Annotated in this window: 25 protein-coding genes; 7 read left to right on the forward strand and 18 right to left on the reverse strand. The window is 61.1% G+C overall.

Annotated features, from left to right (window positions below):
• Window positions 1–138: 138 nt before the first annotated feature.
• On the reverse strand, window positions 139–756 hold the full coding sequence (locus ACYAS9_RS23325) for a hypothetical protein (protein ID WP_463570701.1): 618 nt from the start codon (window positions 754–756) through the stop codon (window positions 139–141).
• 10 nt (window positions 757–766) lie between these two features.
• Window positions 767–2,119 (reverse strand): PBS lyase, encoded by a 1,353-nt coding sequence (locus ACYAS9_RS23330; RefSeq protein ID WP_463570703.1) that lies wholly within the window; start codon window positions 2,117–2,119, stop codon window positions 767–769.
• A 114-nt stretch (window positions 2,120–2,233) separates the two neighbouring features.
• Between ACYAS9_RS23330 and ACYAS9_RS23335 the strand changes: the two genes are divergently transcribed.
• Together ACYAS9_RS23335 and ACYAS9_RS23340 are read left to right on the forward strand one after the other, a co-directional pair.
• The gene (locus ACYAS9_RS23335) at window positions 2,234–2,662 is read left to right on the forward strand and encodes a hypothetical protein (RefSeq protein WP_463570705.1); all 429 of its coding nucleotides are present in this window, start codon (window positions 2,234–2,236) and stop codon (window positions 2,660–2,662) included.
• Between the two features lie 40 nt (window positions 2,663–2,702).
• Window positions 2,703–3,275 (forward strand): hypothetical protein, encoded by a 573-nt coding sequence (locus ACYAS9_RS23340; protein WP_463570707.1) that lies wholly within the window; start codon window positions 2,703–2,705, stop codon window positions 3,273–3,275.
• A gap of 39 nt (window positions 3,276–3,314) precedes the next feature.
• On the opposite strand, the gene ACYAS9_RS23345 is transcribed toward ACYAS9_RS23340, so the two are convergent.
• Window positions 3,315–4,232: a LysR family transcriptional regulator gene (locus ACYAS9_RS23345; protein ID WP_463570709.1), complete on the reverse strand. Its 918-nt coding sequence runs from the start codon at window positions 4,230–4,232 to the stop codon at window positions 3,315–3,317.
• A gap of 99 nt (window positions 4,233–4,331) precedes the next feature.
• Between ACYAS9_RS23345 and ACYAS9_RS23350 the strand changes: the two genes are divergently transcribed.
• Complete coding sequence (locus ACYAS9_RS23350) at window positions 4,332–4,997, forward strand: NADPH-dependent F420 reductase (RefSeq protein WP_463570710.1); 666 nt, start codon at window positions 4,332–4,334, stop codon at window positions 4,995–4,997.
• A 6-nt stretch (window positions 4,998–5,003) separates the two neighbouring features.
• Here ACYAS9_RS23350 and ACYAS9_RS23355 read toward each other — a convergent pair whose 3' ends face one another.
• The 8 genes from ACYAS9_RS23355 to ACYAS9_RS23390 form a co-directional block, all read right to left on the reverse strand.
• Entirely contained in the window at window positions 5,004–5,627 is a 624-nt protein-coding gene (locus tag ACYAS9_RS23355) for a glutathione S-transferase family protein (RefSeq protein ID WP_463570712.1), read from the reverse strand.
• A 10-nt stretch (window positions 5,628–5,637) separates the two neighbouring features.
• Window positions 5,638–6,183 (reverse strand): P-loop NTPase family protein, encoded by a 546-nt coding sequence (locus ACYAS9_RS23360; RefSeq protein ID WP_463570714.1) that lies wholly within the window; start codon window positions 6,181–6,183, stop codon window positions 5,638–5,640.
• 71 nt (window positions 6,184–6,254) lie between these two features.
• Window positions 6,255–8,669, reverse strand: coding sequence for a TonB-dependent siderophore receptor (locus ACYAS9_RS23365; RefSeq protein WP_463570715.1), 2,415 nt, complete (start codon window positions 8,667–8,669; stop codon window positions 6,255–6,257).
• A gap of 290 nt (window positions 8,670–8,959) precedes the next feature.
• Window positions 8,960–9,898 carry a FecR domain-containing protein gene (locus ACYAS9_RS23370; RefSeq protein ID WP_463570717.1) on the reverse strand — a complete coding sequence of 313 codons (939 nt, stop codon included), beginning with the start codon at window positions 9,896–9,898 and terminating at the stop codon, window positions 8,960–8,962.
• A gap of 3 nt (window positions 9,899–9,901) precedes the next feature.
• Window positions 9,902–10,402, reverse strand: coding sequence for a sigma-70 family RNA polymerase sigma factor (locus ACYAS9_RS23375; RefSeq protein WP_463570719.1), 501 nt, complete (start codon window positions 10,400–10,402; stop codon window positions 9,902–9,904).
• Window positions 10,403–10,488: 86 nt separating this feature from the next.
• Window positions 10,489–11,019: a hypothetical protein gene (locus ACYAS9_RS23380; RefSeq protein WP_463570721.1), complete on the reverse strand. Its 531-nt coding sequence runs from the start codon at window positions 11,017–11,019 to the stop codon at window positions 10,489–10,491.
• 54 nt (window positions 11,020–11,073) lie between these two features.
• A complete protein-coding gene (locus tag ACYAS9_RS23385) occupies window positions 11,074–11,895 on the reverse strand; it encodes an aldo/keto reductase (protein WP_463570722.1) in 822 nt (273 codons plus the stop codon).
• A gap of 70 nt (window positions 11,896–11,965) precedes the next feature.
• Window positions 11,966–13,597, reverse strand: coding sequence for a methyl-accepting chemotaxis protein (locus ACYAS9_RS23390; protein ID WP_463570723.1), 1,632 nt, complete (start codon window positions 13,595–13,597; stop codon window positions 11,966–11,968).
• Between the two features lie 493 nt (window positions 13,598–14,090).
• On the opposite strand from ACYAS9_RS23390, the gene ACYAS9_RS23395 reads away from it, so the two are divergent.
• Window positions 14,091–16,262, forward strand: a complete 2,172-nt coding sequence (locus ACYAS9_RS23395; protein ID WP_463570724.1) for a TonB-dependent receptor — start codon at window positions 14,091–14,093, stop codon at window positions 16,260–16,262.
• Here ACYAS9_RS23395 and ACYAS9_RS23400 read toward each other — a convergent pair.
• Window positions 16,259–17,158, reverse strand: a complete 900-nt coding sequence (locus tag ACYAS9_RS23400) for a LysR family transcriptional regulator (RefSeq protein ID WP_463570726.1) — start codon at window positions 17,156–17,158, stop codon at window positions 16,259–16,261. The two genes, ACYAS9_RS23395 and ACYAS9_RS23400, sit on opposite strands and share 4 nt — an antisense overlap.
• A gap of 130 nt (window positions 17,159–17,288) precedes the next feature.
• On the opposite strand from ACYAS9_RS23400, the gene ACYAS9_RS23405 reads away from it, so the two are divergent.
• A complete protein-coding gene (locus ACYAS9_RS23405) occupies window positions 17,289–18,077 on the forward strand; it encodes an SDR family NAD(P)-dependent oxidoreductase (RefSeq protein WP_463570727.1) in 789 nt (262 codons plus the stop codon).
• A 15-nt stretch (window positions 18,078–18,092) separates the two neighbouring features.
• On the opposite strand, the gene ACYAS9_RS23410 is transcribed toward ACYAS9_RS23405, so the two are convergent.
• The 6 genes from ACYAS9_RS23410 to ACYAS9_RS23435 all read right to left on the reverse strand — a co-directional run bounded on the left by ACYAS9_RS23410 (window position 18,093) and on the right by ACYAS9_RS23435 (window position 23,602).
• Window positions 18,093–18,608 (reverse strand): ureidoglycolate lyase, encoded by a 516-nt coding sequence (locus ACYAS9_RS23410; protein WP_463570729.1) that lies wholly within the window; start codon window positions 18,606–18,608, stop codon window positions 18,093–18,095.
• A gap of 173 nt (window positions 18,609–18,781) precedes the next feature.
• A complete protein-coding gene (gene alc, locus ACYAS9_RS23415) occupies window positions 18,782–19,780 on the reverse strand; it encodes an allantoicase (protein WP_463570731.1) in 999 nt (332 codons plus the stop codon).
• A 216-nt stretch (window positions 19,781–19,996) separates the two neighbouring features.
• Complete coding sequence (locus ACYAS9_RS23420; protein ID WP_463570732.1) at window positions 19,997–20,950, reverse strand: ABC transporter substrate-binding protein; 954 nt, start codon at window positions 20,948–20,950, stop codon at window positions 19,997–19,999.
• 15 nt (window positions 20,951–20,965) lie between these two features.
• Window positions 20,966–22,042, reverse strand: coding sequence for an LLM class flavin-dependent oxidoreductase (locus ACYAS9_RS23425; RefSeq protein WP_463570943.1), 1,077 nt, complete (start codon window positions 22,040–22,042; stop codon window positions 20,966–20,968).
• 196 nt (window positions 22,043–22,238) lie between these two features.
• Entirely contained in the window at window positions 22,239–22,847 is a 609-nt protein-coding gene (locus ACYAS9_RS23430) for an amidohydrolase family protein (RefSeq protein ID WP_463570733.1), read from the reverse strand.
• The gene (locus tag ACYAS9_RS23435; RefSeq protein ID WP_463570735.1) at window positions 22,757–23,602 is read right to left on the reverse strand and encodes an AraC family transcriptional regulator; all 846 of its coding nucleotides are present in this window, start codon (window positions 23,600–23,602) and stop codon (window positions 22,757–22,759) included. The genes ACYAS9_RS23430 and ACYAS9_RS23435 overlap by 91 nt, the downstream gene beginning before the upstream one ends.
• Window positions 23,603–23,689: 87 nt before the next feature.
• On the opposite strand from ACYAS9_RS23435, the gene ACYAS9_RS23440 reads away from it, so the two are divergent.
• Both ACYAS9_RS23440 and ACYAS9_RS23445 read left to right on the forward strand, forming a co-directional pair.
• Window positions 23,690–24,313: a glutathione S-transferase family protein gene (locus tag ACYAS9_RS23440; RefSeq protein ID WP_463570737.1), complete on the forward strand. Its 624-nt coding sequence runs from the start codon at window positions 23,690–23,692 to the stop codon at window positions 24,311–24,313.
• A gap of 101 nt (window positions 24,314–24,414) precedes the next feature.
• Entirely contained in the window at window positions 24,415–25,758 is a 1,344-nt protein-coding gene (locus tag ACYAS9_RS23445) for a SidA/IucD/PvdA family monooxygenase (RefSeq protein ID WP_463570739.1), read from the forward strand.
• Window positions 25,759–25,800: the final 42 nt, after the last annotated feature.

Here is a 25,800-nt window from a genome sequence, read left to right on the forward strand (position 1 = left end):
ATGGAGGTCACGTAGGGCACTAAGCGTGACGCATGCGGAGGGTGCTGGATGTCAGTGTGAAATCAGACCAATGGGGCGTCTGTCTGATGGCACACATAGCGGGATGAACGGTAGAGCATTGTGGCCATCGGCTGGGCCTCACCCCACAACTCGCCGTTTTACCGCCTTCAGCACCGCTTGCACATGCCAGGTTTCTACCCCGACAGACACCGCACCCTGTGCGTCCGGGCTCACGTTGATGTGAGTCTGGATCCCTTGGCTTGCCAATAATCGCTGGGCATCCCGAAGGATCCGGGCGGTGCCTGTCAGCCAGTGGACGCGGCCATCCGCCAGCAGTGCAAAGACCTCGGCGTAGGTGCATTGCAGTTTTTGCCGCAGATGAATCAGCCCGGCTTTATGACTGCGGTCAAACGCAGGTCCAAGCACATAGACATTTCCGGCCGCCATTGCGAGGTCGTACTGGTCCTGAAGATAGTCGTCCACGCTCATGGCACTGCACACGACGCTCACTTCGCCACTGTTGACGTCGACAAGGTGGGCATTGACCCCGACAAGGCAGCGCGAAAAATTGTTGTGCACTACACAGTCCTCGGTGTTGCAGCGCACAATCCAGTAATCCCCACGGGGCGACAGCTCACAGGACTGGATGACGTAACGCTCCGGTTCGCCATCATGGCCGCGGCCGCTACTGTTATAGAGTTCAAGCACAATTGCCTCGGCGTCCCGGGCGCAAACGCTTGATTGCCGTGTGTTCATTCAGCGCCCCTCAAACAACACGATTAACGTTATCGCGACCTACCAGCCCGCGTGCCGTCAACGCCTGAAGTCTTTGGATCAGCGCTGCGCGCTCGGCCTTTGGCGTCACCGGGTCAACCACCTGGTACTGGCGGTGGCACCACAGGTCCAGCTGCCGCAGCCAGAACGCCATTACCTCAGGTTCCTGATCCAGACGCTCCAGCAGGAACGCCAGCTGTTGCCAGGCCGGTCGCAGGCGCAGCAAGGCCTCGCGGCGCGCGATTGGCAGGTGGTGCCAGTCCCGAATGGACCTTGCGTCGAGCAAGGTGTTGATCGAAGGCCAGGCCAGCGTGTTCAGGCGCGCGACGGCTGCTTGAAAAACGCTGTCTGCGGCATCGTCCAGCGCGCCAAACAACGCAATCACCTGCTCGTCGCCAAGCTGGCGTACGGCGGCCTGGCGCACGCTGGAACAGGCGCAATGCAACGCTGGGTCTTGCCACGGTTGAGGCAGCGCGACATCAAGCTCGGCCGCCAGGCCCAGCACGCCCAGCCATTCGCGCTTGCCGGTTGGCAGTGGCTGTCGCAGCCGATCGGCGAGCAATGCGCGCGCATCGATGTCGTTGCGTGGCGCCATCCAGCGCGCCAGGCTGCGAATCGAAGGGGAAGCATCGAGCAAGGCCGCACGCAACACCGGTCGTGGATCATCAAGCATGGGCAGCACAGCGCGCAGTACACAGACACGCACCTTGGCACCCGGTTGCGCCAGGGCTTCAAGCAGCAATGGCCGGGCCATTTCGGTCGGCAAGGCCTGGCACGCCGCGACGGCCAGCAACCTGACGGTCAGCTCGCGATGGGCGAGGGCGTTGCGCAGCAAGGTTTGCGGGGCGGGGTTATTTTCCAGCAACAGCTCAAACAGATAACGCGCCGCCTTGCCTTGCCGCGTCAGAAAGTGCTCATGCACCTGCGCCTGGTTAGCGGGCGCTTGCAACACCGCACGCACGCGCAACAGCGTTGGAGCATGATCGGCCCGGCGCTGCGCCGCCAACGCCAGCAGCGGTTCCAGTGCGAACAACAAGGCCTTGGCGTCGGACAGCGACAGGTAATGCGCCACCCCGTCGACCGCCAGCTCGCGCACCTGCGCCACCCAATCGTTCTGCCGTTCGATCAGGGCCTTGAAGGCTTCGGGGGACGGTTGATTGCACAACTCCCTGACCGCGATCTCGCGAATGAAGCCGTCGTAGTGACGGCTGAGGTCCACCCAGGTCACTTCGCTGCCGACCTGCTCCAGCAGGCGCAACGCTTCATTGCGCCGCTGCTCTTGCCAGGACGACGCCGGTGTCTGTTTGTTCTTCAGCCGGTGCAGCCAGTCTCGTATCGTGCTCACGCCTTAATCCTTTCTGCGTGTTTTGTAGGGTCAGTGGTTGTCAGACCACAACGAGCCATTGAGTTCATGCCGAGGGCTTGGCACGATCACCGTCACGTTAAGGAGATGGCTCATATGCAGGACGATTTCTGGACGTTTCACCTCTTTGCCGCCACGTTCAACAGTGAGGCACAGGCGCGTGAATATGCCTTTGAACAATGGGAGCCAGAACCCGCAGCGTCGGCCAGTGACGCCGAATACAGCGCTTGGGAGGACCGTAATCCGGTGTGGCGTCTGAAAGAAGAACTCGGGTTTTACATGGACGCCAATTTCGTCGAACTGGTCGATGATGCCGAATACGTGAAGTCGCAGATTTGCAGTGAGGCCGGGCGGCAGGCGTTCAGTGCGCGTGCTGGCTGTTTCAGCCACTTCATTCTGGTGGGGATCAATGCGATCTGGGGGGATAAACGCGCAGACCCGGATAGCACAGACTCAGATAAGAAAGAGTTGCGCTTGCCCGAGAGCACGGCAACGGTCGAGTATCTGGGGTTGTATAACCCGTAGGCCGGCACAACGAATCATTACCCATGTTCAAGGATGTCCCATGCAGTATGAGTTTCCCGAAGTTCTCAACGACCTGATCGACTATTTCCTGCTCGGCGATCTGTTGCTGCTCAAGCGCTTCAAGGATGAACAGCAACTGGACGACGACCTGGCCACTGAGTTTGTGTCCAATGACAGCAGTGACAAGGCGGTACTGGACGGTGTGATGATCCCGATGGCCGGCGTCGAGAACCATCCGTACACCGCGTTGTTCACCCTCGACGGTGCCGAGCCTGAGCTGCTCAAGCCGCAAAGCCGCTTGCAGCATCGACGCGGTGGTTATGCATTGCGCGTCGAACATGGGCGTCTTTATCTTTTCACCTGGCGCATCCTGCAAGACTTTACCGCCCAGGCGCTGGATGAGTTGTTGCTCCGTTATCAAGACAAGGCACAGGGCCGGCCGAGCATTGAAGTGGACAACGGCTGGTATGAAGTGGAAGTACTGGCCGGAGAAATTGCCCGTGATGACGGGATACAGCCGGCGTTCGAGTTCGTGTTGAAAAAGACCGACGCGCCGGTGGATGCCAGCGGCGTCGATATCAATTATCGGTTTGCCGTCGAATGGAACCAGTAAGGCAGCCGCCCACCCGCGCGGGTTGGCAAGGGCGGCGCATCAATACTTCCAGGTCACGGTCGCCAATTGCCCGGCAAACCGCGCGACGGCCGCATCGATAAAGTGTCGAACCTTGGCGGTCTTCTGCCGGTTGGCGGTGTACAGCAGATGCATTGGCCGGCTGGGCGTCTGATAGTCCTCCAGCAACCTGATCAATTCGCCTTTTTGCAATGCCGGCTGCAGAAAGTCCGCAGGCCCCAGCACAATGCCGAACCCGTCTATGGCTGCCGAAAGCAGGGCCTTGCTTTCGTTGACGTGCAAGCGACTGGCGACCGGGATGGTATGCACGTGCCCGTCCTTGCAGAACTGCCACTCACGGTCGGCCGGACGCGACCAATAGGCATAGCCCAGGCACTCGTGCTGCTGAAGGTCGGCAGGGACTTGCGGTGTGCCGCGTTCAGCCAGGTAGCGGGGCGCTGCGCACACCGCCAGTCGATAAGCGGCCAGCGGCCTTGCGGTCAACCCCGTGTTGTTCAGCGGACCGATGCGAAACGCCACTTCGACACTTTCTTCCACCAGGTCGACGGCACGATCGGTCAAGTGCAGATCGATGTCGACCTCGGGATAGTGACGCAGAAAATCGGTGATGAACGGTATGAGGCTGTAAGAGCCAAAGGTCACCGGCGCACTCACTTTCAGCTTGCCACGTGGCGTGTCGCTCATGATTTGCGCAAGCGAGTCGGCAGACTGGGCTTCGCTGACGATGTGCTTGCACCGTTCGTAATAGGCGCTGCCCAGTTCGGTCAGGCTTTGCCTGCGCGTGGTGCGGTTGAGCAATCGTGCGCCCAGCCGCTGTTCAAGGGCGCTGACATGCTTGGCGACCATTTGCGCCGACATGCCCAGCCGTAAAGCGGCGCTGGCATAAGAGCCTGCTTCAACCGCCATCACGAAAGCGCCCATGCTGGTGAGTCGATCCATTCACTACTCCTGGTAATGAGAGCAAGTATCAGAAGACGATTTATCAGTGTCTGGTAGGCAATCATCATAGGCCTTTCAACGCAGATAACGGAGCAAGCGATGCGTATCGGGATTATTGGAGCAGGGTTTATTGGGCGTGCCGTGGCGCAACTGGCGATCGCGGCCGGGCATGAAGTGATGCTCAGCAACTCACGCGGGCCGCAAACCATGAGTAGCGTGCTCAGCGGTATTGCCGGCAGCCGGATCGGCACGGTCGAGCAGGCGGCAGGGTTTGGCGACATGGTGGTGGTGGCGATTCCGTTGCAGCATTACCAACGCCTGCCGGCTGATCATCTGGCGGGCAAAATCGTGCTGGATGCCAATAACTATTATCCCGAGCGTGACGGTCATATCGCCGCTCTGGACCGGCGCGAAACCACGACCAGCCGTTTACTGGCGCAGCATCTGAGCGGCGCTACGGTGGTCAAGGTGTTCAACGCCATTCTGGCCGGCGACTTGCTCAAGGATGCCCGGCCAGGCGACGTTGCAGGCCGCCGTGCCTTGCCGGTTGCGGCTGACGACAGCGCCGCCAAAGCGCAGGTCATCCGCTTTTTTCTGGATCAGATCGGTTTCGACGCCGTCGACGCCGGAGGGCTCGATGAAAGCTGGCGCTTCGAGCGGGCCAGGCCGGCCTACTGCATTCCAATGGACACGCAGGCCCTGAGCGCGGCGTTGTCAGCCGCGCAACGCGACGTCGAAGTACCTGAAGGCGCGTGGCGTCACTGATAACACTCACGGCGTCCCGTTACGGCCATACAAGCGGTAACCGGGGCGCTGGCTCAAACGTTCGTAATAGTCGCTGACGGCTGGCAACGACGGTTTGTCGAACGGGGTCTCGCACCAGCGGTTGACCGACAGGCCGATGGGAATGTCGGCGAGCGAGAACTCATTGCCGGCAACATACGCGCCGGTGCCTGCAAGTTGGCGATCAAGGATCTGCATGTGCCTTGCCCAGTCATCGCAACCGGCGGCCAGCCGTTGCGGATCCTGATGCTCGGGCGAGTGCTTGACACGCGACATGAATGCATAAGACCAGGACTTGTTCAGGTCCGATGCCTGCCAGTCGATCCATTGATCGATGCGCGCCCGGGCGCGTGCTTCGCCCGGATAAAGACGTAGGTCGCCATAGCGCGCAGCCAGGTAACGGATGATGGTGTTGGACTCCCAGAGCACGAAGTCATCGTCCTGAATCACCGGCACCATGGCGTTGGGGTTCATCGCCAGAAATTCGCTGGTGTGCGTCGACTGAAAACCGCTGCCCCAGTCTTCCCGCTCAAACGGTACGCCAAACTCTTCACAGGCCCAGAGCACCTTGCGCACGTTGATCGATGAGGCCTTGCCTAAAACCCGCAACATTGAATGTCCCTCACGTTGAATGTCTCTGGTATTGAACAGCACGCTGCTCGATAAAGGCCTGTGCGTGCGAGGGATGATTGATCTCGGTCCACTGTAAATGGGCAAAATCAGGCTGTTGGCGAAGGTGTGCAAACTTCAGCCGGTTCTTCCTGAAGGTCGACCATGACCAGAGCAGAATCGAGTCTCTGGACAAGAATGCCATGTGCAGCGATTCGCGGTTGCCATGAGAAAGCCGCGTGCGCATCACCCCTCGGCCCACGGTGCGCCACAAGACCCGTGAAAACACGGTCCAGCGCCCGTAGTTGAGCCACACCACATGGGTGGCCCGCGACCACAACACATCGCGCACGGCGCTGTAATTGCCATCGGCAATCCAGCATTCACCCTGGGTCGCCGCCATGACGGCCTGCCTGAATTGCTCAGGCGCGACCGCCTGCCACTGCGGCCCCCAATACAGCGCATCAAGTTCGATATAAGGGGATTGAGTGGCGTTCGATAACGCCTGGGCAAAGGTGGATTTGCCGGCACCGCTTGTTCCGATGACTACACAGCGCATCTTGCCCCCGGCGTTCCATTCGCAAAGCGCGCCAGTTTAACGTGGCGCGGTTGCGGATGGGACCTGAAGACTCAATACGCGTAGCGCACCGTGGTCATGAAGTTGCGCGGGGCGCCATAAAGACCGGCGGCGGTGGTGGTCAGGTATTCCTTGTCGAACAGGTTATTGACGTTAAGCGCGATCGAGGTCGACGGGTTGATCTGATAGCGTGCCATCAGGCTGGCCAGTGCGTAGCTGCTCTGGGTGGTGGCGTAGCTGAGGTTGTAGCCGGTTTCGCTCTGCCAGTTCACGCCGCCGCCGACGGTGAGTTTGTCCAGGGCGCCGGGCAGGCGGTAGGTGGTGAACAGCTTGACGCTGTTGCGCGGGATTTCGGTGACGATGCGTTTGTCATCGTCGTTGAAGCTGACGCTGTAGGAATAGCCGCCGGTGAACTGCCAGCCATCGAGGATTTCACCGTTGAATTCCAGCTCGACGCCTTCGCTGGTGGTGCCGCTTTCAGCTTTATAGGCCTGGTAACCGCTGGGTTGCAGCAGGTTGCCATCGGCTACGGCGAGGTTGTCCTGCTCGACCCGGAACAGCGCCAGGCTGGTGTTCAGGCGGTTGTCGTTGAAGCTGGCCTTCACACCTACTTCGTAGCCGGTGCCTTCTTGCGGGTCCAGTGGCGTGCCTTTGACGTCGCGGATGTTGGCGTTCTGCGGGTTGAAAATCTGCGTGTAGCTGGCATAGGCGGTCCAGGTGTCGTTCAGGTCGTAGACGAAGCCTGCGTACGGAATGACGATGCCGTTCTCGGTGCGCTCGGTCTTGGTGGTTGAGCCGCCGTACAGCCAGCTTTTGTTTTCACGGTTCCAGTCCACCACGCGCGACCCGAGGATCAGGCTGGCCTTGTCGGTCAGGTGCCAGCGCGAGGTCAGGAAGGCCGCGTACTGGGTTTCGGTCAGGTCGCTGGCACCGGTCTTGGTGAAGGTCGGCTTGGGCGACTGGCCGTCCCAAGTGTAGATATTGGCGATGGTGCCCGGGTAGCTGCTGCCCGGACGCTGCCAGCCGCCATAGTTCGATGTGCCGCGCTCTTCAAGGCGCGACAGGGTGACGCCGGTGATCAGCTCATGCTCGCGGCCCAGAAAGCTGAACCCGCCAGTGGCGTAGGCATCCAGCTTGTCCTGGGTCGGTGCGGCCTCCCAACGGGTTGGCATGATGTAGCCGCCCGCGCCGGTGGCCGGGTTGATGGCGCCGTCCATGTAGGTGACCACGGTGTCGTAGTCGTTACGCGCATGGCTGTATTCGAGCTTGCCGCTCCAGCCATTGTCGAACTGATGCTCGACCGAGGTGAAGACAGTACTTTGCTCACGATCGTAGTACGACCAGTCAGGTGCGCTGTTGAACGAGCGCTTGATGTCGGTACGCCCGCCATCAACGGTGAACAGCGGAAAGCCGGTGCGCATCGGCGCGTTGGAATGGGTCACTTGATGGCTGAAACCCAGGGTCAGCAGCGTCGACTCGCTCAGGTCCAGCTCGGTGATGCCGTACAGCGTCGAGACCTCCTGGCTGAAGCGGTCGATCCAGGCGTGCTGATCTTTCTGATCCGCCACGAAGCGGCCACGCAGGGTGCCGCTGTCGTTCAGCGCACCGCCGGCATCGATGCTCAGGCCGTAACGATCCCAACTGCCGGCTTCGGCCGAGAGCAACACCTGCGGCTCGGTGGTGGGGCGCTTGCGGATCAGGTTGATGGTCGCCGACGGGTTGCCCAGGCCGCTGATCAGGCCGGTGGCGCCACGCACGACTTCGATACGGTCGTACATGGCGGTGTTCTGGGTGTAGTTGTCCATGCTCGGCGAGGTCGGCACGCCGTCGATTTCAAAGTTGGTGATCGAGAAGCCGCGCGACAGGTACGGCGTGCTGTCGGCGCCGATGCTTTCACGGATCACGGTGATGCCGGCGGTGGCATCCAGTGCGTCGGTGAGGGTTTCCAGTTTCTGGTCTTGCAGGCGCTGCTGGGTCAGCACGGTGACCGATTGCGGGGTTTCCTTGATCGACAGGTTCAGGCGCGTCGAGCTGCTCGACGATTCGGTGGTGTAAGAGCCGGTGCCTTCGGTGGTCGAGCCCGGCGCCTTGCCGGAAATGCTTACCGCGCCCAGTTCCATCGCGGTATCGCCGGGTGCGCTTTGCGGCACCAGCACGAAACCGCCATTGCCTTGCCGACGGGCCTGCAGACCGCTGCCGGCCAGCAGCCGCTCAAGGCCTTGCTCCACGGTGTAGCTGCCTTGCAGGCCGGGCGAAGTCAATGCTTGGGTCTGGCTGCTGGCGAACGACAGGGTCACGCCGGCATCGATAGCGAACTGACTCAGCGCCGTGCCCAGCGGGCCTTGTGCGATATCGAAACGGCTGACCTGATTCTGTTCGGCGGCAAAGCTTGCGGTGGTAATCAACGGCGTGGCGATCAGGCCGAACAGGGCCAGATGGATGGCGCGGGCCAGTGGAAGACGGGGCATCGGATTTTCCTGGGTTAGCGTGGCACATATGCGGCAGTTTTCGCCGCTTCAGTGCATGGCCGCATGAGAATGAAAATCAGCAACCCCTTGAAGCGTTTTTATTGATCGTGCAGGAGTCATACCGATCAGTTAAGGGACACGCGGTCGCTGTGGCAGGGCGCTTTGCTCGCGACAGTGCCAGTAACATCGACACATTTTCAGCATCTTCTCCACCGTCATCGCGGGCAGAGCCCCCTCCCACAGGTCCGTGCCGAGGCTCAACTGATCGGCCGGCCCTGTGAGGTGGGGTCTCACGCCGCCTCGACCGACACCCAATAGCGCGTCAGGTAGCGCACCCGAACGGGCAGCGAGAGGGCCAGGTTTTCAAGAATGGTGTCGGTATGGTCCAGATCGAAACCGCCTGAAACCCGCAAGTCGGCCACCGCTTCACTGCACCTCAGTACACCCGGTCGATAGCGTTCAAGCTCCACCAGCAGGTCAGCCAGGCGCCATTCCAGCACCATCAGCCGGCCGCGCAGCCAGGCATCGCTGTGGGCGGGCAGGGGCGAAGGCTGGCCCAGGCGGTCATGATCGAACTGTGCCTGCTGGCCAGCCTCCAGCCTTAGCAGGCCGGCAGGATTGCCGGCCGGGCGCAGTTCCACCGCATGTTCCAGCACCCGGACGTCGGTTTGCGCCGCTTCACTGCGCACACTGAAGCGGGTGCCCAGCGCACGAATGCTGCCTTCGGGCGTATGCACGACAAAGGGCCTGCCAGCGGCGTCTTTAGCGGTTTCGATCAGCACCTCGCCATGATGCAAGCGCACCTCACGCAGGCTTGCGCTGTAATGCACGTCCACCGCGCTGTGGGTATTGAGGTGCAGCTGACTGCCATCGGCCAGTTGCACCTGACGCCGTTCGCCTTTGCCGGTGCGCAGCGTTGCCAGCCGCGCCGACAGTGGCTCGACGCTATTGAGGCCCCAGCCTGTCGCACCGACCGCCAGCAGCAGGCCCAACAGTTTGGCCACCGAACGCCGCCGCGCCCGCGCACCGGCCAGTGTCGGCAGCGCCACCTCTTGTGGCAGCCCGCCCAACTGGCGTTGCAGTTTTTCCACTCGCGCCCAGGCCTGGGCATGGCGGGCATCCTGCTCCAGCCAGGCCTGCCAGCCGCTGCGGTCAGCCTGGCCTGGCGCAGCAGCACTGAGTTGCACATACCAGGTGGCAGCGGCCTCAAGCACCTTGCGATCCAGCACCGCTCAGTCCTCCACCAGCAACAGGCACTCGGTCATGGCGCGGATCATGTGCTTTTTCACCGTGGTCACCGATACGCCCAGCCGCTCGCCGATGGCGGCATAACTCAGGCCTTCCAACTGCACGGCCAGAAAAATCGAGCGGGTGCGCTCGCCGAGCCCGTCGAGCATGGCGTCCACAGCGGTCAGCGTTTCGATGATCGACAACCGCGTTTGTGGCGAAATATCCAGCGGTTCAGGGCGCAACATCAACGCATCCAGATACGCCTGCTCCACCGCCCGGCGACGGAACTTGTCGATCATCAACGCCCGGGCAATCGCGCTCAGGTACGTGCGCGGTTCACGAATCGCCTCGACATTGCGCGCCGTCAGCACACGCACGAACGTGTCCTGGGCAAGGTCCGCCGCATCGCTCGAATTACCCAGCCGCGCCCGCAGCCAGCTATTCAGCCAGCTGTGGTGTTGCTGGTAGAGGTGGTGCAGGGGAGAGGAGTCGAGTGCGGACATGGCAGCCGTGTATGTGAGAATGATTCTCTACATTGTTGGCGCAAATCCGCTTTTATGACAAGGGGAGGCTCAAACTGATTGGATAATTACCGATTCTTCTCGACGAACCGGGTGCACTTCAGGTTTGGGGTAATCCGCAGTTGCTTGGCAGGTTCGATGCTTTCCTGAGTGCCTTCTTTGTTCAGTACACCGATACCACAGTAATTCTGCTGGTAGGTGAAGCTGGGGATAAGACCGGGTGTCGACTCACTCCAGAAGCCTGATTTAAAGGTGTAGTGGTGCCCAGGCTGTGGTGTAAACGAAAGGTTGATCATGCAGTTCATCTTCCCCTCTCTGCGCTCGTATTGCAGCACCAGCGGTTTGTTCACCAGGACGGGAGCTTCAAAAGAACCGTTCACGTACGGAATATTTGAATAGCCTGCATAACAACCGGCCTCGTCGAGGGTCATGACGCGCAGGTAAGTATCGCGTTCATATTCAAGCCGAATCGTCGCCGAGGACTCATCCCTGGCTGGAAACGGATACGGTTCACCACTCGACAAAAACCGGCAGCCAGGCAGCATTGCTAGGGCAGTCAGCAGCATCCCTGCTTTGAAAAGGTTGTTACTCAAGGGCATTAACCGCTCCTTCCTTGATGATTGTCTTATGTTCGCAATACACGCCAAGCCGGCTTACACCATCTCCAGCCGCTGCTTGCGCACCGGTGCCGGCCAGGCGCGGTCGATGTCGGCCAGGTCCTGGGCACTGAGCACGATGTCGGCGGCGGCCACATTAAGGCGAATGTGCTCGGGGTCCACGGCCTTGGGGATGGCGATCATGTTGTCTTGCCGCAGGACCCACGCCAGGCTGATCTGCGCAGGCGTTGCATTGTGGCGCCTGGCGACTTCTTGCAGGGCAGGGTGCCAGAGCAGGTCGCCGCCCTGGCCGATCGGGCAGTAAGCCATTAACGGCAGATGCCGGTTGGCCGCCCAGGGAATCAGGTCGAATTCGATGCCGCGTTGCGAGGGGTTGTACAGCACCTGATTGGTCGCGCAGCGCGGGTCGTCGAGTGCCAGCAGGTCCGACACATCGAAGTTCGACACGCCCCAGGCGCCGATCTTGCCTTGTTCGCGCAGGCGTTCGAAGGCTTGTACGGTTTCGGACAACGGGTACTGGCCCGGCCAGTGCAGCAGATACAGGTCGATGTAATCGGTGTGCATACGCCGCAGGCTGGCTTCGCAGGCCTTGGGAATGCCCTGGCTGCTGGCGTTGAACGGGTAGACCTTGCTGACGATGTACAGCTTGTCGCGCTGGCCGGCGATGGCCTGGCCAACGATTTCTTCGGCGCCGCCGTCGGCATACATCTCGGCGGTGTCGATCAGGGTCAGGCCCTGATCGATGCCCAGGCACAGCGCGGCGATTTCGTCGGAGCGCTGGTGATTTTTTTCGCCCATGTGCCAGGTGCCCTGGCCCAGTGCCGGGACGGTCTTGCCCGCCAGTGTCAAAGTACGCATTTATTGAGCTCCAGCCCGCCAGACGATTGCCATTGGAGGGGCAATCGTCAATCTGGTTCCGGTCGATGGATCAAACCCGGAATGGTTTAAGCCAGCCGTTGAGTTGCTCGCTCAAGCGCGCCAGATTCAGGCTCGCTGTGCTGGACTGCTCGGCCGCCAGGGCGGTGCCTTGCGACAGTTGCGCGGTCTGGGTGACGTTCTGATTGATGTCGTCGACCACATGCGATTGCTGCAAGGTGGCGCTGGCAATCGAGGCGTTCAGGCCGTTGAGATTGCGCAGCGCCTGGCTGATCGAGGTCAGACTCTGGCCGGCCAGATTGGCCTGCTCCAGGGTCAGGTCCGAGGCGCGGCTGCTGTCGCCGATGACTTTGACCGCGGCATCGGAGTGATGCTGCAAGCGTTCGATCATGCCTTGAATCTGTGCGGTGGACTTCTGCGTGCGCTGGGCCAGCAAGCGCACTTCGTCGGCCACTACGGCAAAACCACGGCCCTGTTCACCGGCGCGCGCCGCCTCGATGGCGGCATTGAGGGCCAGCAGGTTGGTCTGGTCGGCAATCGAGCTGATCACCTCCAGCACGCCGCCGATCTGGGTGCTTTCGGCCGACAAGGTGCGCATGACCTCGACGGCCTGTTCGATGGTGGCCGATAACTGCTGAATCTGCCGCAGGCTGCCGTCGATATTGACCAGTCCCTGCTGCGCCTCGGACTCGGCACTGCGCATTTCACTGGCGGCGTGCTCGGCATTGCGCGCCACATCCTGAACGCCGTAGGTCACCTGGTTGACCGCCGTGGCCACCAGTTCCATTTGTTGCGACTGCTGCTGGCTGCGCGCCTGGGCCTGCTCGGCGCTGCTGCCCATGTCTCTTGAGGCTTCGCCCAGCGCCACGGCCGACTGCTGCAACTGGCTGATCACATGGCGCAACTGGGCAATGAAGGTGTTGAAGTGCTGGCTGAGCAAGGTGATTTCATCGCTGCCCCGGGTTTCGAGGGTACGTGTCAGGTCGCTTTCGCCGCTGGCGACATTGGCCATGGCCTGCACCGCCGCGCGCAGCGGCAGGACGATGCTGCGCACAATCACGATCACCAGCAATGCCATCAACACGCTGATCGCCAGGCACACCAGAATGGCCTTGATGACCTGACCCTTGAATTCGGCGGCGACATCGTCGACATACACGCCTGAGCCGATGATCCAGCCCCACGGGCTGAACAACTGCACATACGAGGTCTTGCGCACCGGCTCGCTGGCACCCGGCTTGGGCCAGCGGTAATCGATGATCCCGGAGCCCTGACGCTTGGCCACCGCGACCATCTCGTTGAACAGCGCAAAGCCGTCCGGGTCCTTGATGGCAGACAAATCCTGGCCTTCAAGCTTGGCATTCATGGGGTGCATGATCATGAACGGGCGCAAATCGTTGATCCAGAAGTAGTCGTTCTGGTCGTAGCGCAGCCCGCGAATCGCCGCCAGCGCCTGCTGTTGCGCAGCCTCGCGGGTGAGGGTGCCGGCGGTTTCCAGGGCGTGATAATGGTTGAGCAGGCCGCTGGCGGTCTGCACCACGTGCATGGTTTTCTGCGCCTTGGCCAGATAGAGATCGTCGTGGATCTGCTTGAGCAGCGCGGCGCCCAGGATGAACAGCATCAGGACACAGACGACCAGAATCAGCCACAACCGTCGACTGATGGAAAGATGGCGCATGCTCATGGCATCGACCTCGCTTGTTATTGTTATTTCATTAAGGCTTTCGGCTCATCGTGACTAGAATTGAGCGTTTGGTCACGAAATTTTTCATGCCTTTTTGCTACTACCTTCGGCTAATGGTCAAAGGCTTACACGCGGTGGCGGCATTCGGCCATTTTCTCAGCGCTGATACACTCGTAACATAGGATCCAACAGCCGTAGCCAAGGAAGCGCCACGGTGATCAAGGACGATCGACCATTGCCAGGATGGCTACTGACAGGATGTTGGAATGGTCATGTGCAAAGAACCCGCCTCGGCGGGTTTTTGCGTTTGTGGGGTTTGAGTCAGTCTCAAAGTGCCGGGGCAGGGCACTTTCCGATGGAAGGTGTAACGAGATGTGAAAAATTTGTGATTTGATAGGAACGCTTCTCAAAAGCGCTTATCAGACTTTCACTTTTGAGAAGAGTCCGCATTGCCAGGAAGGCGCTCACCACTCTTGCCCAGGTACATCGCTCCATGGCCTTCTCTTTCCCGTCACGCCCAACCCTGCTTGCTCTGTGCTGTTCTGCCAGCCTCATGGCCCACGCCGCCGATCAGGTTGTCGAACTGGGCGCTACCGACGTCAACGCCAGCGCCGTCAAAGCCAATTCCAATACCCTGCCTGAAGCCTTTGCCGGCGGTCAGGTCGCGCGTGGCGGGCAAATGGGCGTGCTGGGCAATCAGGACAACATGAACGTCCCGTTCACCATGACCAGCTACACCGCAAAACTGATCGAAGACCAGCAGGCCGAGGACGTCGGCGATGTGCTGCTCAATGATCCGTCGGTGCGTCAGTCGTTCGGTTTCGGCAACCAGTCGCAGGTGTTTGTCATTCGCGGCCTGCCGCTGAGTGGTGACGACATTTCCTATAACGGCCTGTATGGCGTGCTGCCACGGCAGATCCTGTCCACCGATGCGGTCGAGCGCGTTGAAGTGTTCAAGGGACCGAACGCTTTCATCAATGGTGTCAGCCCGACCGGCAGCGGCCTGGGCGGTGGCGTCAACCTGCAACCCAAGCGCGCTGGCGATACCCCGACGCGCCGCTACACCCAGGACATCAGCACCGATGGCCGGATTGGCGAGCACCTGGACCTGGGCCAGCGTTTCGGTGAAGACAACCGCTTCGGCGCACGGGTCAACCTCAGCCAGCGCGAAGGCGAAACCGCCATCGACGACCAGGATCAACGCACCAAGCTGTTCGTCGCCGGGCTGGACTATCGCGGCGAGGGCTTCCGCGCCTCCACCGACTTCGGCTACCAGAAGCAACGCATCAACCATTTGCGCAACACCGTGCAGCTTGGCAGCGCCACCCAGATTCCGACCGCGCCCGATGCCAGCCATAACTATGGCCAGAGCTGGTCGTACACCGAGACCGAAGACACCTTCGGCATGATGCGCGGCGACTGGGACCTGAGCGAAAACTGGACCGCGTACCTGGCCGGCGGCGTCAAGCACACCCGTGAAACCGGCATTTACGGCACGCCGGCCCTGGTGGGCAATAGCGGCAGCGCGACCATCGGCGGCTCGGAAATTCCGCACAACGAAGACAACACCACCTTCAGCGCCGGTCTCAATGGCCGCCTGCAGACCGGCCCGGTCAGCCATCAGATCGCAATCGGCGCCTCGACGATCTGGACCGAGCAAGAGAACGCCTATGTGTTTTACGTTCCCACGGCCGGTAACACCAATATCTACAACAAGGTCAGCCTGCCCAAGCCTTCCACCGTCTGGTTTGCTGGCGGCGAAATGGGCGATCCCGGTGTAACCGGCAAAACCCGTAACCGCAGCCTGGCGATTTCCGACACCGTGGGCCTGTTCGACGACACGTTGTTGCTGACCTACGGCCTGCGCCGCCAGCAATTGCGCGTCGAGAACTACAGCTACGACGGTCCTGTCGCCGACGGCAGCCGCACCTCGCTCTACGACCAGTCGATCACCACGCCGGTGTACGGCATTGTCTATAAACCGATCGAGACCGTTTCGCTGTACGCCAACCGCATCGAAGGCCTGGCCAAAGGCCCGGTGGCATCGGGCACCGTGACCAACCTGGGCCAGGCCTTCCCGCCGGGCCGCACCAAGCAGCTTGAAGCCGGTATCAAGCTGGACCTGCAAAGCTTCGGCGCCAACCTGGGCGTGTATCGCATCGAAAAACCCACCGACGGTTACGTCGATTCGGCGCAAGCGCTGTATGTGCGCGACGGCGAGCAGGTCAATAAAGGCGTCGAGTTGAGCGTGTTCGGCGAGCCGGTCGAAGGCCTGCGCCTGATGGCTGGCGGCACGCGCATGACTTCCGAACTGAACGGTACGGCCGGCGGTATCAACGATGGCAACCACGCCATCGGCGTGCCGACCTTCCAGCTCAACGCCAGCGTCGATTGGGATGTGCCGGGCGTCGAAGGCCTGGCGCTCAATGGCCGCATGCTGCGCACCGGCGGCCAGTTCGCCGACCAGGCGAATAACCTCAGCCTGCCGACCTGGAACCGCTTCGATGCGGGCGCCCGCTACAAATTCCGTGCGTACAAGGACCTGACCCTGCGCGTGAACGTCGAAAACATCACTGACAAGAACTACTGGGCCTCGGCCAACGGCGGTTACCTGACCCAGGGCGAGCCACGCTTGGTGAAGTTCTCCGGCACGGTCGACTTCTAAGCCTGGCCGTTCTTGACGGCATCCAGCTCGCGCACCAGAAAATCCACCAGCGCCGATACCCTGCGGTTCGGCGCGCCACCTGCGGTCACGGCATACAGGTCCACATGCCGTGGCATGTACGCATCCAGCGCGGTTTCCAGCAGGCCGCTGTCCAGCTCTTCGCGCACCTCCCAGCAGTTCTTGATCATCACCCCATGGCCCTGCAGCGCCCAATGGCGCAGCACCGCGCCGTCATTGGCCACCCGATTGCCGGCGACACGGATCGCCACCGGCTTGCCGTCGACAATGAAGGGCCAGGTCGAGAAGGGCACGTCCGGCCGTTGCAGCACCAGGCAATTGTGCCGGCTCAATTGCTCGGGATGCTCGGGCTTGCCGTGGGTTCGCCAGTACTGCGCGGTGGCACACACGATGCGCTGGCTGCGGATCAACAGGCGCGACCTCAGCGCTGAATCGGCCAGCGGGCCATTGCGCAACGCCAGGTCGAGATTGTTTTCGATCAAATCGAACACGCCGTCTTCAAGGTGCAGGCTGATCTGAATATCCGGGTGCAAGTGCATGAAGCGGTCGAGCAGTTGCACCAGCTTCAGGCGCCCGAAATCGCGCGTGGCGGTCATGCGTATCGGGCCCTTGAGTGGACCGTCCTGACGAATGCTGTCGATCGAGCCTTCCCAGTCGGCCAGCAGGCGCCGGGCATCGACCAGAAAACGTTCACCCTCATGCGTAAAGGTCAACTTTCGTGTCGATCGGTTGATCAAACGGGTGGCGGCGCGTTCTTCCAGCTGTTGCAGGGCCAGCGTCACCGTCGAGGTGGCCACCGCCTGGCGTCGGGCGGCGGCGCTCAGGCTACCGGTTTCGGCAATGCTCACGAACAGGCGCAAGGCATCGAGTGTGTCCACGGAGTTCTCGCCTTAAAGGGCTGGATATTATTCGACAAAATCGAAAAGTGATATTCGCAATGCGTGGATTATCCGCCATTTGAAAATACTGCAGAGTAGGCTCAATCAACCCGATTATGGAGGTCTCACCATGAACATCGACTTCAACGGCCGCAAAGTACTGGTCAGTGGCTCCACCAATGGCATTGGCCTGGCGGTGGCCAAAGGATTTCTCGACGCGGGCGCGACCGTGATCATCAACGGTCGCAGCGACGCCTCGGTGAAAAGTGCCCTTGAACGCCTGGGACCGCTGGCGGCCAACGCCATCGGCTTTGCCGGCGACCTGGCCAGCGAATCGGCGGCGCAGCAACTGATCGAGCAACATCCGCACGTCGACATCCTGATCAATAACCTGGGCATTTATCAGCCGCAGGACTTCTTCGACACCCCCGACAGCGAGTGGCAACGCTTCTTCGACACCAACGTGCTGTCTGGCGTGCGCCTGTCGCGTGCCTATGCACAGGGCATGGTTGAACGTGGCTGGGGACGCATCGTGTTTGTCTCATCCGAGTCGGCGCTGAATATCCCCTCGGACATGATCCATTACGGCTTCTCCAAAACCGCGCAACTGGCCATCGCGCGCGGCCTGGCCAAGCGCCTGGCAGGCACCGGCGTGACCGTCAATTCGGTATTGCCGGGTCCGACATTGTCCGAAGGCGTGGCCGAAATGCTGCAGCCTGAGGTCGAGCGCAGTGGCGAAAGCCTGGAAAAGGTGGCCGCCGACTTCGTCAACGCCCATCGCGCCTCATCGATCATCCAGCGCGCGGCCAGCGTCGAAGAGGTGGCCAACATGATCATCTATGTCAGCTCGGCACAAGCCTCGGCCACCACCGGCGCCGCGTTGCGGGTCGATGGCGGCGTGGTCGACAGCATCGTCTGATTGCGCCAGAAACAGTCAACGTGGCAGGTGCTGCTCCGGGTCCAGCAACTGCCACTGCTCCTCGCTAAAAAAGTGCTCATCGCAGTTATTCCCCTCACCACTGCGATCCACCACCAGAAAATCATCCTGCGCCTGCAGGCTCAGCACCGGGTGGTGCCAGACGCCGCGATGGTAGTTGATGCCTTGTTTGCCATCGGTCACGAACGCGCGAATCAACGCAGGATCCGGTTCATCCCCCGCAGGCGCCACCACAATCAGAAAACGATTGCCCAGCAACGGGATAAACGCCTGGCTGCCCAGCGGGTGGCGTTCGAGCATGCCGATGGTCAGCGGCCACTCCAGCATCCGGGCGCGGAAGATGCTGATGATCGCCTGGTCGTCGGGCGTCGCGGTTTGCACCTCGGCCAGGCGGTGGTAACGCTGGGTCGAGCCGTTGTTGATCGCAAAGTGCGCGCTGCCTTCGGTTTCGATCACGTCGCCGAAAGGGGCGAAGGCGTGTTTGGTCAATGGTTCGATGATCAGGCTGCGCATGGTGGCTTCTGTCGTGCAGCGAACACGGCCCCCGCAGAAGCGAGCGTAGAGCTCGCGAAGGGGGCGGTGTGGCTGAAATATTTCTTTCGTCTGCTCTGACGCATCCGCAAGCTCTACGCTCACTCCTGCGAATGCGATCAGTCAGGCAATTAAAGGGTGTCTGCTGAACGCCTTTAGCGAACGCTGGCTTTACCCAGCAACCGCAGCCGGCTCACGCCGCCGTCCGGGAAGATGTTCAGGCGCACATGGGTGATCGGGCCCAAATCCTTGATCTGCTCGTTGAATGTGTGCTCGGCGTGCATGCTCAGCTTTTGGCTGGGCAGCAGTTCGCGCCAGAACAGGCTCTGGGTTTCGATCTGGCTGTCGGTGCCGCCTTTGACGAAGGCGCCCTGGATCGAGCAGCTGTCGGGGTAATTGCCTTTGAAGTGCAGGGTGTCGACGATCACTTGCTCGATAACGCCCGGATGCCCCAGCGCGACGATGACCCAGTCATTGCCGGGCGTACGGCGGCGGGCGGTTTCCCAGCCGTCGCCCATGTTGACGCCGCGACCTGGGTTGAGCAGGTTGCCCATGCTGCCGTAGTGCTCATCCGAGCAGGCAATCGAGCGGCCGCCGTTCAGGGCCGAGGCCAGGTCAAGGGTTTGCTCGGCGCTGACCGTCGACCAGTCGCGGTAAGGAATGCCATGCACGCGCAGGCGGGCCACGCCGCCGTCGGGGTAGATGTTGAAGCGCAGATGGCTGAACGGTTGGCTGGCGTCGATGGCGTGGTAGTGGTGGCTGTTGCCTTGCAGCTCGACCGAGGGCAGCAGCTCGAACCATTCGGTGCTTTCGTCGGGGTCGCCTTCGGCCAGGAAGCAGGCTTCCAGCGAGGCGGAAGGCGGGTAGTTGCCGGTGAAGTACGAGGTGTCGATGTCGACGCCTTTGATCACCCCGGCCACGCCCAGGCGAATGACCGCACTGTCGTAACCCTCGAAGCGTTTGCGGCGCGACTCCCAGCCGTCCATCCACTTGCCGTTGTCGTCGAACACGCCTTCTTTCCACACCGCCGGGTGTGGCTGGAACAGGCGGTTGGCGTCGGCGAACCAGTCATCGGTGACCGACAGAATGCGCGTGCCGAGGCGGGCATCGGCGAGGTTGACGTATTTCTCGAACGGGGCAGCGTGGACTTTCATGGGCAGTGGCCTTGTGCAAAGGGGCGTCTGAATAGGATGGTATTTCCTATGCAATTTGTTTGCCTGCCATGAAGGACTAAACACTCAAGCCCCGTATTACGGGGCTCAAGGGGTTTTGTTTTGTTGATGTCTGGTCAGACCAGTCCTACCGTTGTGCGCCTTGTCAGGTCTGGCCGCAAGCAGCGGCACCAACTCGGTGCATGCGCATCGCCGCGCTTAATGGCTGAAAGCCTGGCTGAACGAGGTGTCGATGATGGTGCTGGTGTCGAACGCCTTGGGCAGGGCGCCGGTTTGCTGGAGGAAGTCGGCGGTGCCCTGGTAATCCCTGGCCGCCTGTTCATCCACCGGGCCGACGGTCATGTTGGCCTGGCCGATCCAGTGGCGCGAGACGGCAGGGTCGAGGTTGGCTTTTTTCGCCCATATATCGGCGTAGGTTTCCTTGTTGGCTTCAACCCAGGCACGGGCTTTTTGCAGGCGGCCGAGGAAATCGGCGATGGCTTCACGCTTGGGGTCGATGGCGTTGGCGTTGGCGGCGATGCTCGACAGCCCCGGCATCAGGTCGCGGGCGGTGATGATCGGCTTGGCGCCGGAGAACACCACTTGCTGGGAGATGTACGGTTCCCACACCGGAAAGGCGTCGATGCTGCCACGCGGAAAGGCAGCGGCGGCATCGATCGGCATCAGTTTGACGAACTCGACGTAGTCGTGCGGCAGGCCGGCCTTGTCCAGTGCGCGCAGGGTCAGTTGCTGGCTCCAGGCGCCGGGCCAGTAGGCGACCTTTTTACCCTTGAGGTCCTGAATGGTCTTGGCGGTCGAGTCCTTGGGCACCAGCAGGGCGATGGTGTCCGGGTTCTGCCGCGACACGCCGATCAGTTTCACCTGTGCGCCCTTGGCGGCCAGGAAGATAAAGCCCGAGTCGCCGAGAAAGCCCAGGTCCAGCGCGCCGACTTCCAGCCCCTCGGCCACCGGCGCTGCCGACTGGAAGTGTTTCCAGTCGACGGTGTAAGGCGCGTCCTTGAGCACGCCGGAGGCCTCGACCGAGGCGCGCACGTTGTAGTAGTTCTGGTCGCCGACGCGCAGTACGGTGGGTTCAGCGGCATGCAGGGCGGTAACGGGTGCAGCAATGGCCAGCGCGACCAGGCTGCGGCGCAGCAGACGAAGCAGGTTCATGGGGACTTCTCCAGGTCAGCCGGCCTTGCGGGTTTGCAGGCGGGCAATGTGTTCGCGGATCGCCGGGATCAGGCCCCGGCCATACAGTTGGGCATCGTCCAGCGGGTCGAAGCCACGAATCAGAAAGGTGCTGGCGCCGTGTTCCCAATAGCGGCCCAGAGCGGTCGCGACCTGTTCGGGGGTGCCGACCAGGGCGGTGGAATTCCACTGCGCGCCGGTCAGGCGGGCGACGCCGGTCCACAAGCGTTCATCCAGCACTTCGCCACGCTGGGCAGCGGCGAGCAGACGTTGCGAGCCGGTATTGCCCGGTGCGTGGCCGTGCAGCGGCAGGCCGAAGCGCTCGCGGTTGTCACGGATGCGTTCGAGGATCTCGGCGGCGCGCTTCCAGGCGGCCTCTTCGGTGTCGGCGACAATAGGCCGGAATGACACCGAAACGCGCGGGCTGCGGCGCTGAGTGTGGGACTGGGCCTGAGCGGCCTTGCGCAGATGCTGCACATGTTCGGCAAAGTCGGCCAGCGGCTCGCCCCAAAGCATATAGGTGTCGGCATGCCGCGCCGCCACATCGAGTGCGGCCGGCGATGAGCCGCTGAAATAGATGGGGATGTGCGGTTTCTGTCTGGGTCGCACGTTGGGCAGCGCACCTTTGAAGTGATAGAAGCGCCCTTCGTGGTCGACCGGGCCTTCGGCGGTCCAGATGGCCTTGAGTGCCTGAATATATTCGTCGGTGCGCGCATAACGCTGGTCGTGATCGAGCCAGTCGCCATCGCGCTGCTGATCGATATCGTTGCCGCCGCTGATGACATTGAGCGACAGGCGCCCGTTGCTGAACTGATCCAGAGTCGCCAGTTGCCGGGCGGCCAGTGGCGGGGCGATCACGCCGGGCCGGTAAGCCAGCAGAATGCCCAGGCGTTCGGTGGCGGCGGCAATGAACGAGCTGACCACCGCGCCCTCGGCGCCGTTGGAAAAGTAACCGACCAGTGCCTTGTCGAAGCCGGCCTGCTCATGGGCCTGGGCGAAGCGCCGAACGAAGTCGGCATCCACGGCGTCGCCCAGTGGCTGGTCCACCTCGGCACTGGGGGTGGCGGTAATCATGCCGATGATTTCGACGCTCATGTGACGCTCCTTCGATCGCTGCCAGTCGTGTGTACGGTAGGGTTTTGCTTATAAGAAAGGCGCAGTGGCCTAACCAATGCTTATAAGACTATTGGCAATTCTGATCGAAGGGAAATTCGTTTTGGGTCTAAGCTAATATTTTAAAAATGCATTAAACGTTTAAGCTTTATTGTTATTAATGCATTTTATCGGCGATGGGTGATGCATCGCGTTCATGCACCTTTTGCCCTGCCGACCAGGTCTGGCGGACCACGCGGTCATCGCCCAGGGTCATCAGCACAAACAGCGTTTCTTCTATCGTGCGTGACTGCGCCAGCCGGTAGCTCAGCAGTGGCGTGGCGTGGTAGTCGAGCACCACAAAATCTGCCTCGAGCCCGGCTTGCAGGCTGCCGATGCGGTCGTCCAGGCACAAGGCGCGGGCGCCGCCCAGGGTGGCCAGGTACAGCGCCTTGAACGGGTGCAGTTGCGCGCCCTGCAACTGCATCACTTTGTAGGCCTCATTGAGCGTTTGCAGAATCGAAAAGCGGGTGCCGGCGCCGACATCGGTGTCCAGGCCGACGGCGCTGATGTGTCCGTCCTCGACCAGCAGCAGGCCATCGGCGAAATACGCATGGCTGGCCTGCACGCCGCACTCGGCGGGGTCATTGAGGCTGTAGAGGATGGCGGCGCGATGCGCCGCGCGTGTGGCGTTGATCAATGCGATAGCCTGCGAAAGCTGCCGGGGGTAATGCCCACCACTTTCTTGAACGCCCGGCTCATATGGCTCTGATCGAAGAAACCGCAAGCGAACGAGGCCTCAGCCAGGCCGGCGCCACGGCGCAGCAGTTTCTGGATATGGGCAATGCGCTTCTGAATCTGATAACTGTGCGGCGTCACACCCACGCACTTTTTAAACACCCGGATCAGATACAGCGAATCGAGATTGACCATCTGTGCCAGTTCCTCCAGAGAAACGGCCTTGTCGAAGTCGTCTTCAAGTTTCTTTCTGATGCGTTTTACCGCGTGCGGTTCACAAGCGTCTGTGCGCATGACCGGCGCGCCGCTGCGTTCAAACACGTTTGCCACCAGATCAAGCAATAACGTTTCCCGTTCCAGGCTGGGAGGAGAGCGTTGAATGATTTGATGGTGCTGTAAAAACAGCGAGGCAATGTGAGGGGTTTGATTCATCGCCGTTTGAAACAGATGAATATGGTCCTCGGAAAAACGCCCCTGAAACACACTGCGGCTGACCCATTGCGGATCGATATACAGCATCCGGTATGTCCAGCCCTGGTCGTTGCCGGGCAAGCCGTCATGAATTTCGCCGGGGCTGATGGTCACTACGCTGCCAGCGCCGCCGAGGGCGTAACTGCCGCGATAGAACAGTTTTTCGGCGCCGCCACTGATAACGCCTATCGCATAGCGATCATGCGAATGCCGGCCAAACGACTGGGTGCTGTAGTGCGCGGATAACAGTTCACAGTCGCCTTCGGGAATGCGCCAGAAGTGCACGAAATCCTTACCCGTATCAGGGGCTTTAGTGTGTTGTAGCTCTTCCATGAAATGTCCAGTTTTGTGCAATACCAGTGAACGCAAGGTTTATACAGTAACCGCCCATTTCATAGCACACGCGCAGCGGAGCGTTCAATGTCTACAAAACTGGTTATTGGGGATTTCAACAAGTCTTCATGGTCGTTTCGCGCATGGCTGGCGTTGGTAACAGCCGATGTTTCGTTTGACGTCATCCAGATCAAACTGGAGCAAAACGATACCCGTCAGCGCATTCTGGCGCATTCGCCTTCCGGCAAAGTGCCGGCACTGGTGCTCGATGACATCGTCATCAACGACAGCCTGGCCATCAGCGAATACGTTGCCAGCGTTTATCCGGCCGCTCACCTGTGGCCCGACGACGTGCAACTCAAGGCGCTGGCCCGTGCGGCGGCGGCCGAAATGCACTCGGGCTTCACCAACCTGCGCACGCAGATGTCGTTTGGCCTGCAAACCGGCGAAACCCCTGAGCCCCTGACAAGCGAAACTCGCGAAGAGATCCAGCGGATCTTCGCCATCTGGACCCAACTGCGTGAGCGCAGCGACTCGCAGCAGTTTCTGTGCGGCACCTTCGGCATTGTCGATGCGATGTTTGCCCCGGTGGTGTTTCGCTTCCGCCGCTACGGCATTGAAGTGCCCGAGTCGTTGCAGGGTTATGTCGACAATCTGTTGGCGTATGCACCGGTGCAGCAATGGCTGAAGCTGGCCGCGCAGGAAGTCTGACCCGCGCAGCGTAACCCCTCGAAATCGATCCGACGACGGAAAACCATGGGATTTTCCGTCTTGTCGAGTCAGCAGGCTTAATGGAATAAAGGAAAGCAAGGATGAGCGTTCATACCGTCAATGCCCGGCAAACCGGACGTGAGGCACAGATTTACGATGTGATCGGTATCGGTTTTGGCCCGGCCAACATCGCATTGGCCATCGCGCTGGAAGAGTTGCAATTCACGGGGACGCGGTTGTTTCTCGAGCGACATTCCAGTCCCCGGTGGCAGCCGGAAATGCTCCTGGCCGGCAGTGATATCCAGAACCATCCGAGCCGGGACCTGGTGACGCCGCGCAATCCGCGCAGCCGCTACACCTTCACCAACTTTCTGTTTGAAAACGATCGGCTGTTCGAGCACCTGAACCTCGGCCTGGAATTTCCGCTGCGCAGTGAGTTTGCCGAGTACGTGCGTTGGGTCGCCGGGTTCTTTGCCGAGGACGTCGCCTACAACCAGACGGTGACGTCGATTCACACCGACCCGGCCAGCCAGGTCTATTGCATCACCACGCAGGCCGGCGACAGGTTTTATGCCCGCTCTCTGGTCCTGGCGCCTGGGCGCACGCCGGTGATCCCCAAGGTGTTTGCCGGCTGCTCAGAGGACCGGGTGTTCCACTTGACCCAATACCTCGGGCGTCTGCAGCACCTGTCCAGCCAGGGCGAGCTGAAGCGGGTGGCGGTGGTCGGCGGCAGCCAGAGCGCCATCGAGATCATCCTGCACCTGCGTCACACCTACCCGCAGCTGGAAATCATCAATGTGCAGCGCGGCTACGGCTTTCGTCTCAAGGACACCAGCCAGTTCAGCGAGCATGTGTATTTCCCGGACTTTGTCGACCAGTACTACTACAGCTCCGCCGAAGCCAAGCGCAACATCAATCGGCACCTGCACTACACCAACTATTCGGCCGCCGATGCCGATGTGATCGGCGAGTTGTACGTCGGTATGTATGAAGACCGCCTGAAGGGCAAGGAACGGGTCGTGATCAAGGGCCTGAGTGAAATTCGCGGCTGCACGCCTGCCGCACAGGGCTACACGCTGAACGTGCTCGACACGCGCAGCCAGGACAGCGAAGCGATCGAAAACCTCGACGCCATCGTGCTGGCCACCGGTTTCCGCAACCTGGGCACCGGCGAGCAGGACGAGCGTTTCCCGGCCGTGCTCAAGGACCTGGCCGAGTGCCTGGACTGCGATGAGCACGGGGTGATCCGCATCGGTCGCGATTACCGACTGTCGGCCCGTGAAGGGTGCAGCCTGCCGGCGCTTTACCTCAATGGCCTGTGCGAGTCGTCCCACGGTTATGGCGATGCCGGCTCGTTCAGCCTGCTGTCGCTGCGTGCCCGGGATATTTTCACCTCGCTCAATGCGCAATTGGGGCTTGAGCCCGTCGCGCAAAAGATCGCTTGAAACGCAGTACCGAATCCGACCTTTTATGAGTAAGCAACCGAT

The organism is Pseudomonas sp. HP_08, assembly GCF_055284095.1.

Bases quoted from the DNA above. Each gene is read 5' to 3' on its own strand.
- ACYAS9_RS23395 (WP_463570724.1), top strand. From the start codon at position 14,091: ATGGCCTTCTCTTTCCCGTCACGCCCAACCCTGCTTGCTCTGTGCTGT.
- ACYAS9_RS23325 (WP_463570701.1), bottom strand. From the start codon at position 756: ATGAACACACGGCAATCAAGCGTTTGCGCCCGGGACGCCGAGGCAATT.
- ACYAS9_RS23440 (WP_463570737.1), top strand. From the start codon at position 23,690: ATGTCTACAAAACTGGTTATTGGGGATTTCAACAAGTCTTCATGGTCG.
- ACYAS9_RS23345 (WP_463570709.1), bottom strand. From the start codon at position 4,232: ATGGATCGACTCACCAGCATGGGCGCTTTCGTGATGGCGGTTGAAGCA.
- ACYAS9_RS23410 (WP_463570729.1), bottom strand. From the start codon at position 18,608: ATGCGCAGCCTGATCATCGAACCATTGACCAAACACGCCTTCGCCCCT.
- ACYAS9_RS23420 (WP_463570732.1), bottom strand. From the start codon at position 20,950: ATGAACCTGCTTCGTCTGCTGCGCCGCAGCCTGGTCGCGCTGGCCATT.
- ACYAS9_RS23340 (WP_463570707.1), top strand. From the start codon at position 2,703: ATGCAGTATGAGTTTCCCGAAGTTCTCAACGACCTGATCGACTATTTC.
- ACYAS9_RS23335 (WP_463570705.1), top strand. From the start codon at position 2,234: ATGCAGGACGATTTCTGGACGTTTCACCTCTTTGCCGCCACGTTCAAC.
- ACYAS9_RS23435 (WP_463570735.1), bottom strand. From the start codon at position 23,602: ATGGAAGAGCTACAACACACTAAAGCCCCTGATACGGGTAAGGATTTC.
- ACYAS9_RS23405 (WP_463570727.1), top strand. From the start codon at position 17,289: ATGAACATCGACTTCAACGGCCGCAAAGTACTGGTCAGTGGCTCCACC.
- ACYAS9_RS23425 (WP_463570943.1), bottom strand. From the start codon at position 22,042: ATGATTACCGCCACCCCCAGTGCCGAGGTGGACCAGCCACTGGGCGAC.
- ACYAS9_RS23355 (WP_463570712.1), bottom strand. From the start codon at position 5,627: ATGTTGCGGGTTTTAGGCAAGGCCTCATCGATCAACGTGCGCAAGGTG.
- alc (WP_463570731.1), bottom strand. From the start codon at position 19,780: ATGAAAGTCCACGCTGCCCCGTTCGAGAAATACGTCAACCTCGCCGAT.
- ACYAS9_RS23390 (WP_463570723.1), bottom strand. From the start codon at position 13,597: ATGAGCATGCGCCATCTTTCCATCAGTCGACGGTTGTGGCTGATTCTG.
- ACYAS9_RS23385 (WP_463570722.1), bottom strand. From the start codon at position 11,895: ATGCGTACTTTGACACTGGCGGGCAAGACCGTCCCGGCACTGGGCCAG.
- ACYAS9_RS23445 (WP_463570739.1), top strand. From the start codon at position 24,415: ATGAGCGTTCATACCGTCAATGCCCGGCAAACCGGACGTGAGGCACAG.
- ACYAS9_RS23375 (WP_463570719.1), bottom strand. From the start codon at position 10,402: ATGTCCGCACTCGACTCCTCTCCCCTGCACCACCTCTACCAGCAACAC.
- ACYAS9_RS23360 (WP_463570714.1), bottom strand. From the start codon at position 6,183: ATGCGCTGTGTAGTCATCGGAACAAGCGGTGCCGGCAAATCCACCTTT.
- ACYAS9_RS23380 (WP_463570721.1), bottom strand. From the start codon at position 11,019: ATGCCCTTGAGTAACAACCTTTTCAAAGCAGGGATGCTGCTGACTGCC.
- ACYAS9_RS23350 (WP_463570710.1), top strand. From the start codon at position 4,332: ATGCGTATCGGGATTATTGGAGCAGGGTTTATTGGGCGTGCCGTGGCG.
- ACYAS9_RS23365 (WP_463570715.1), bottom strand. From the start codon at position 8,669: ATGCCCCGTCTTCCACTGGCCCGCGCCATCCATCTGGCCCTGTTCGGC.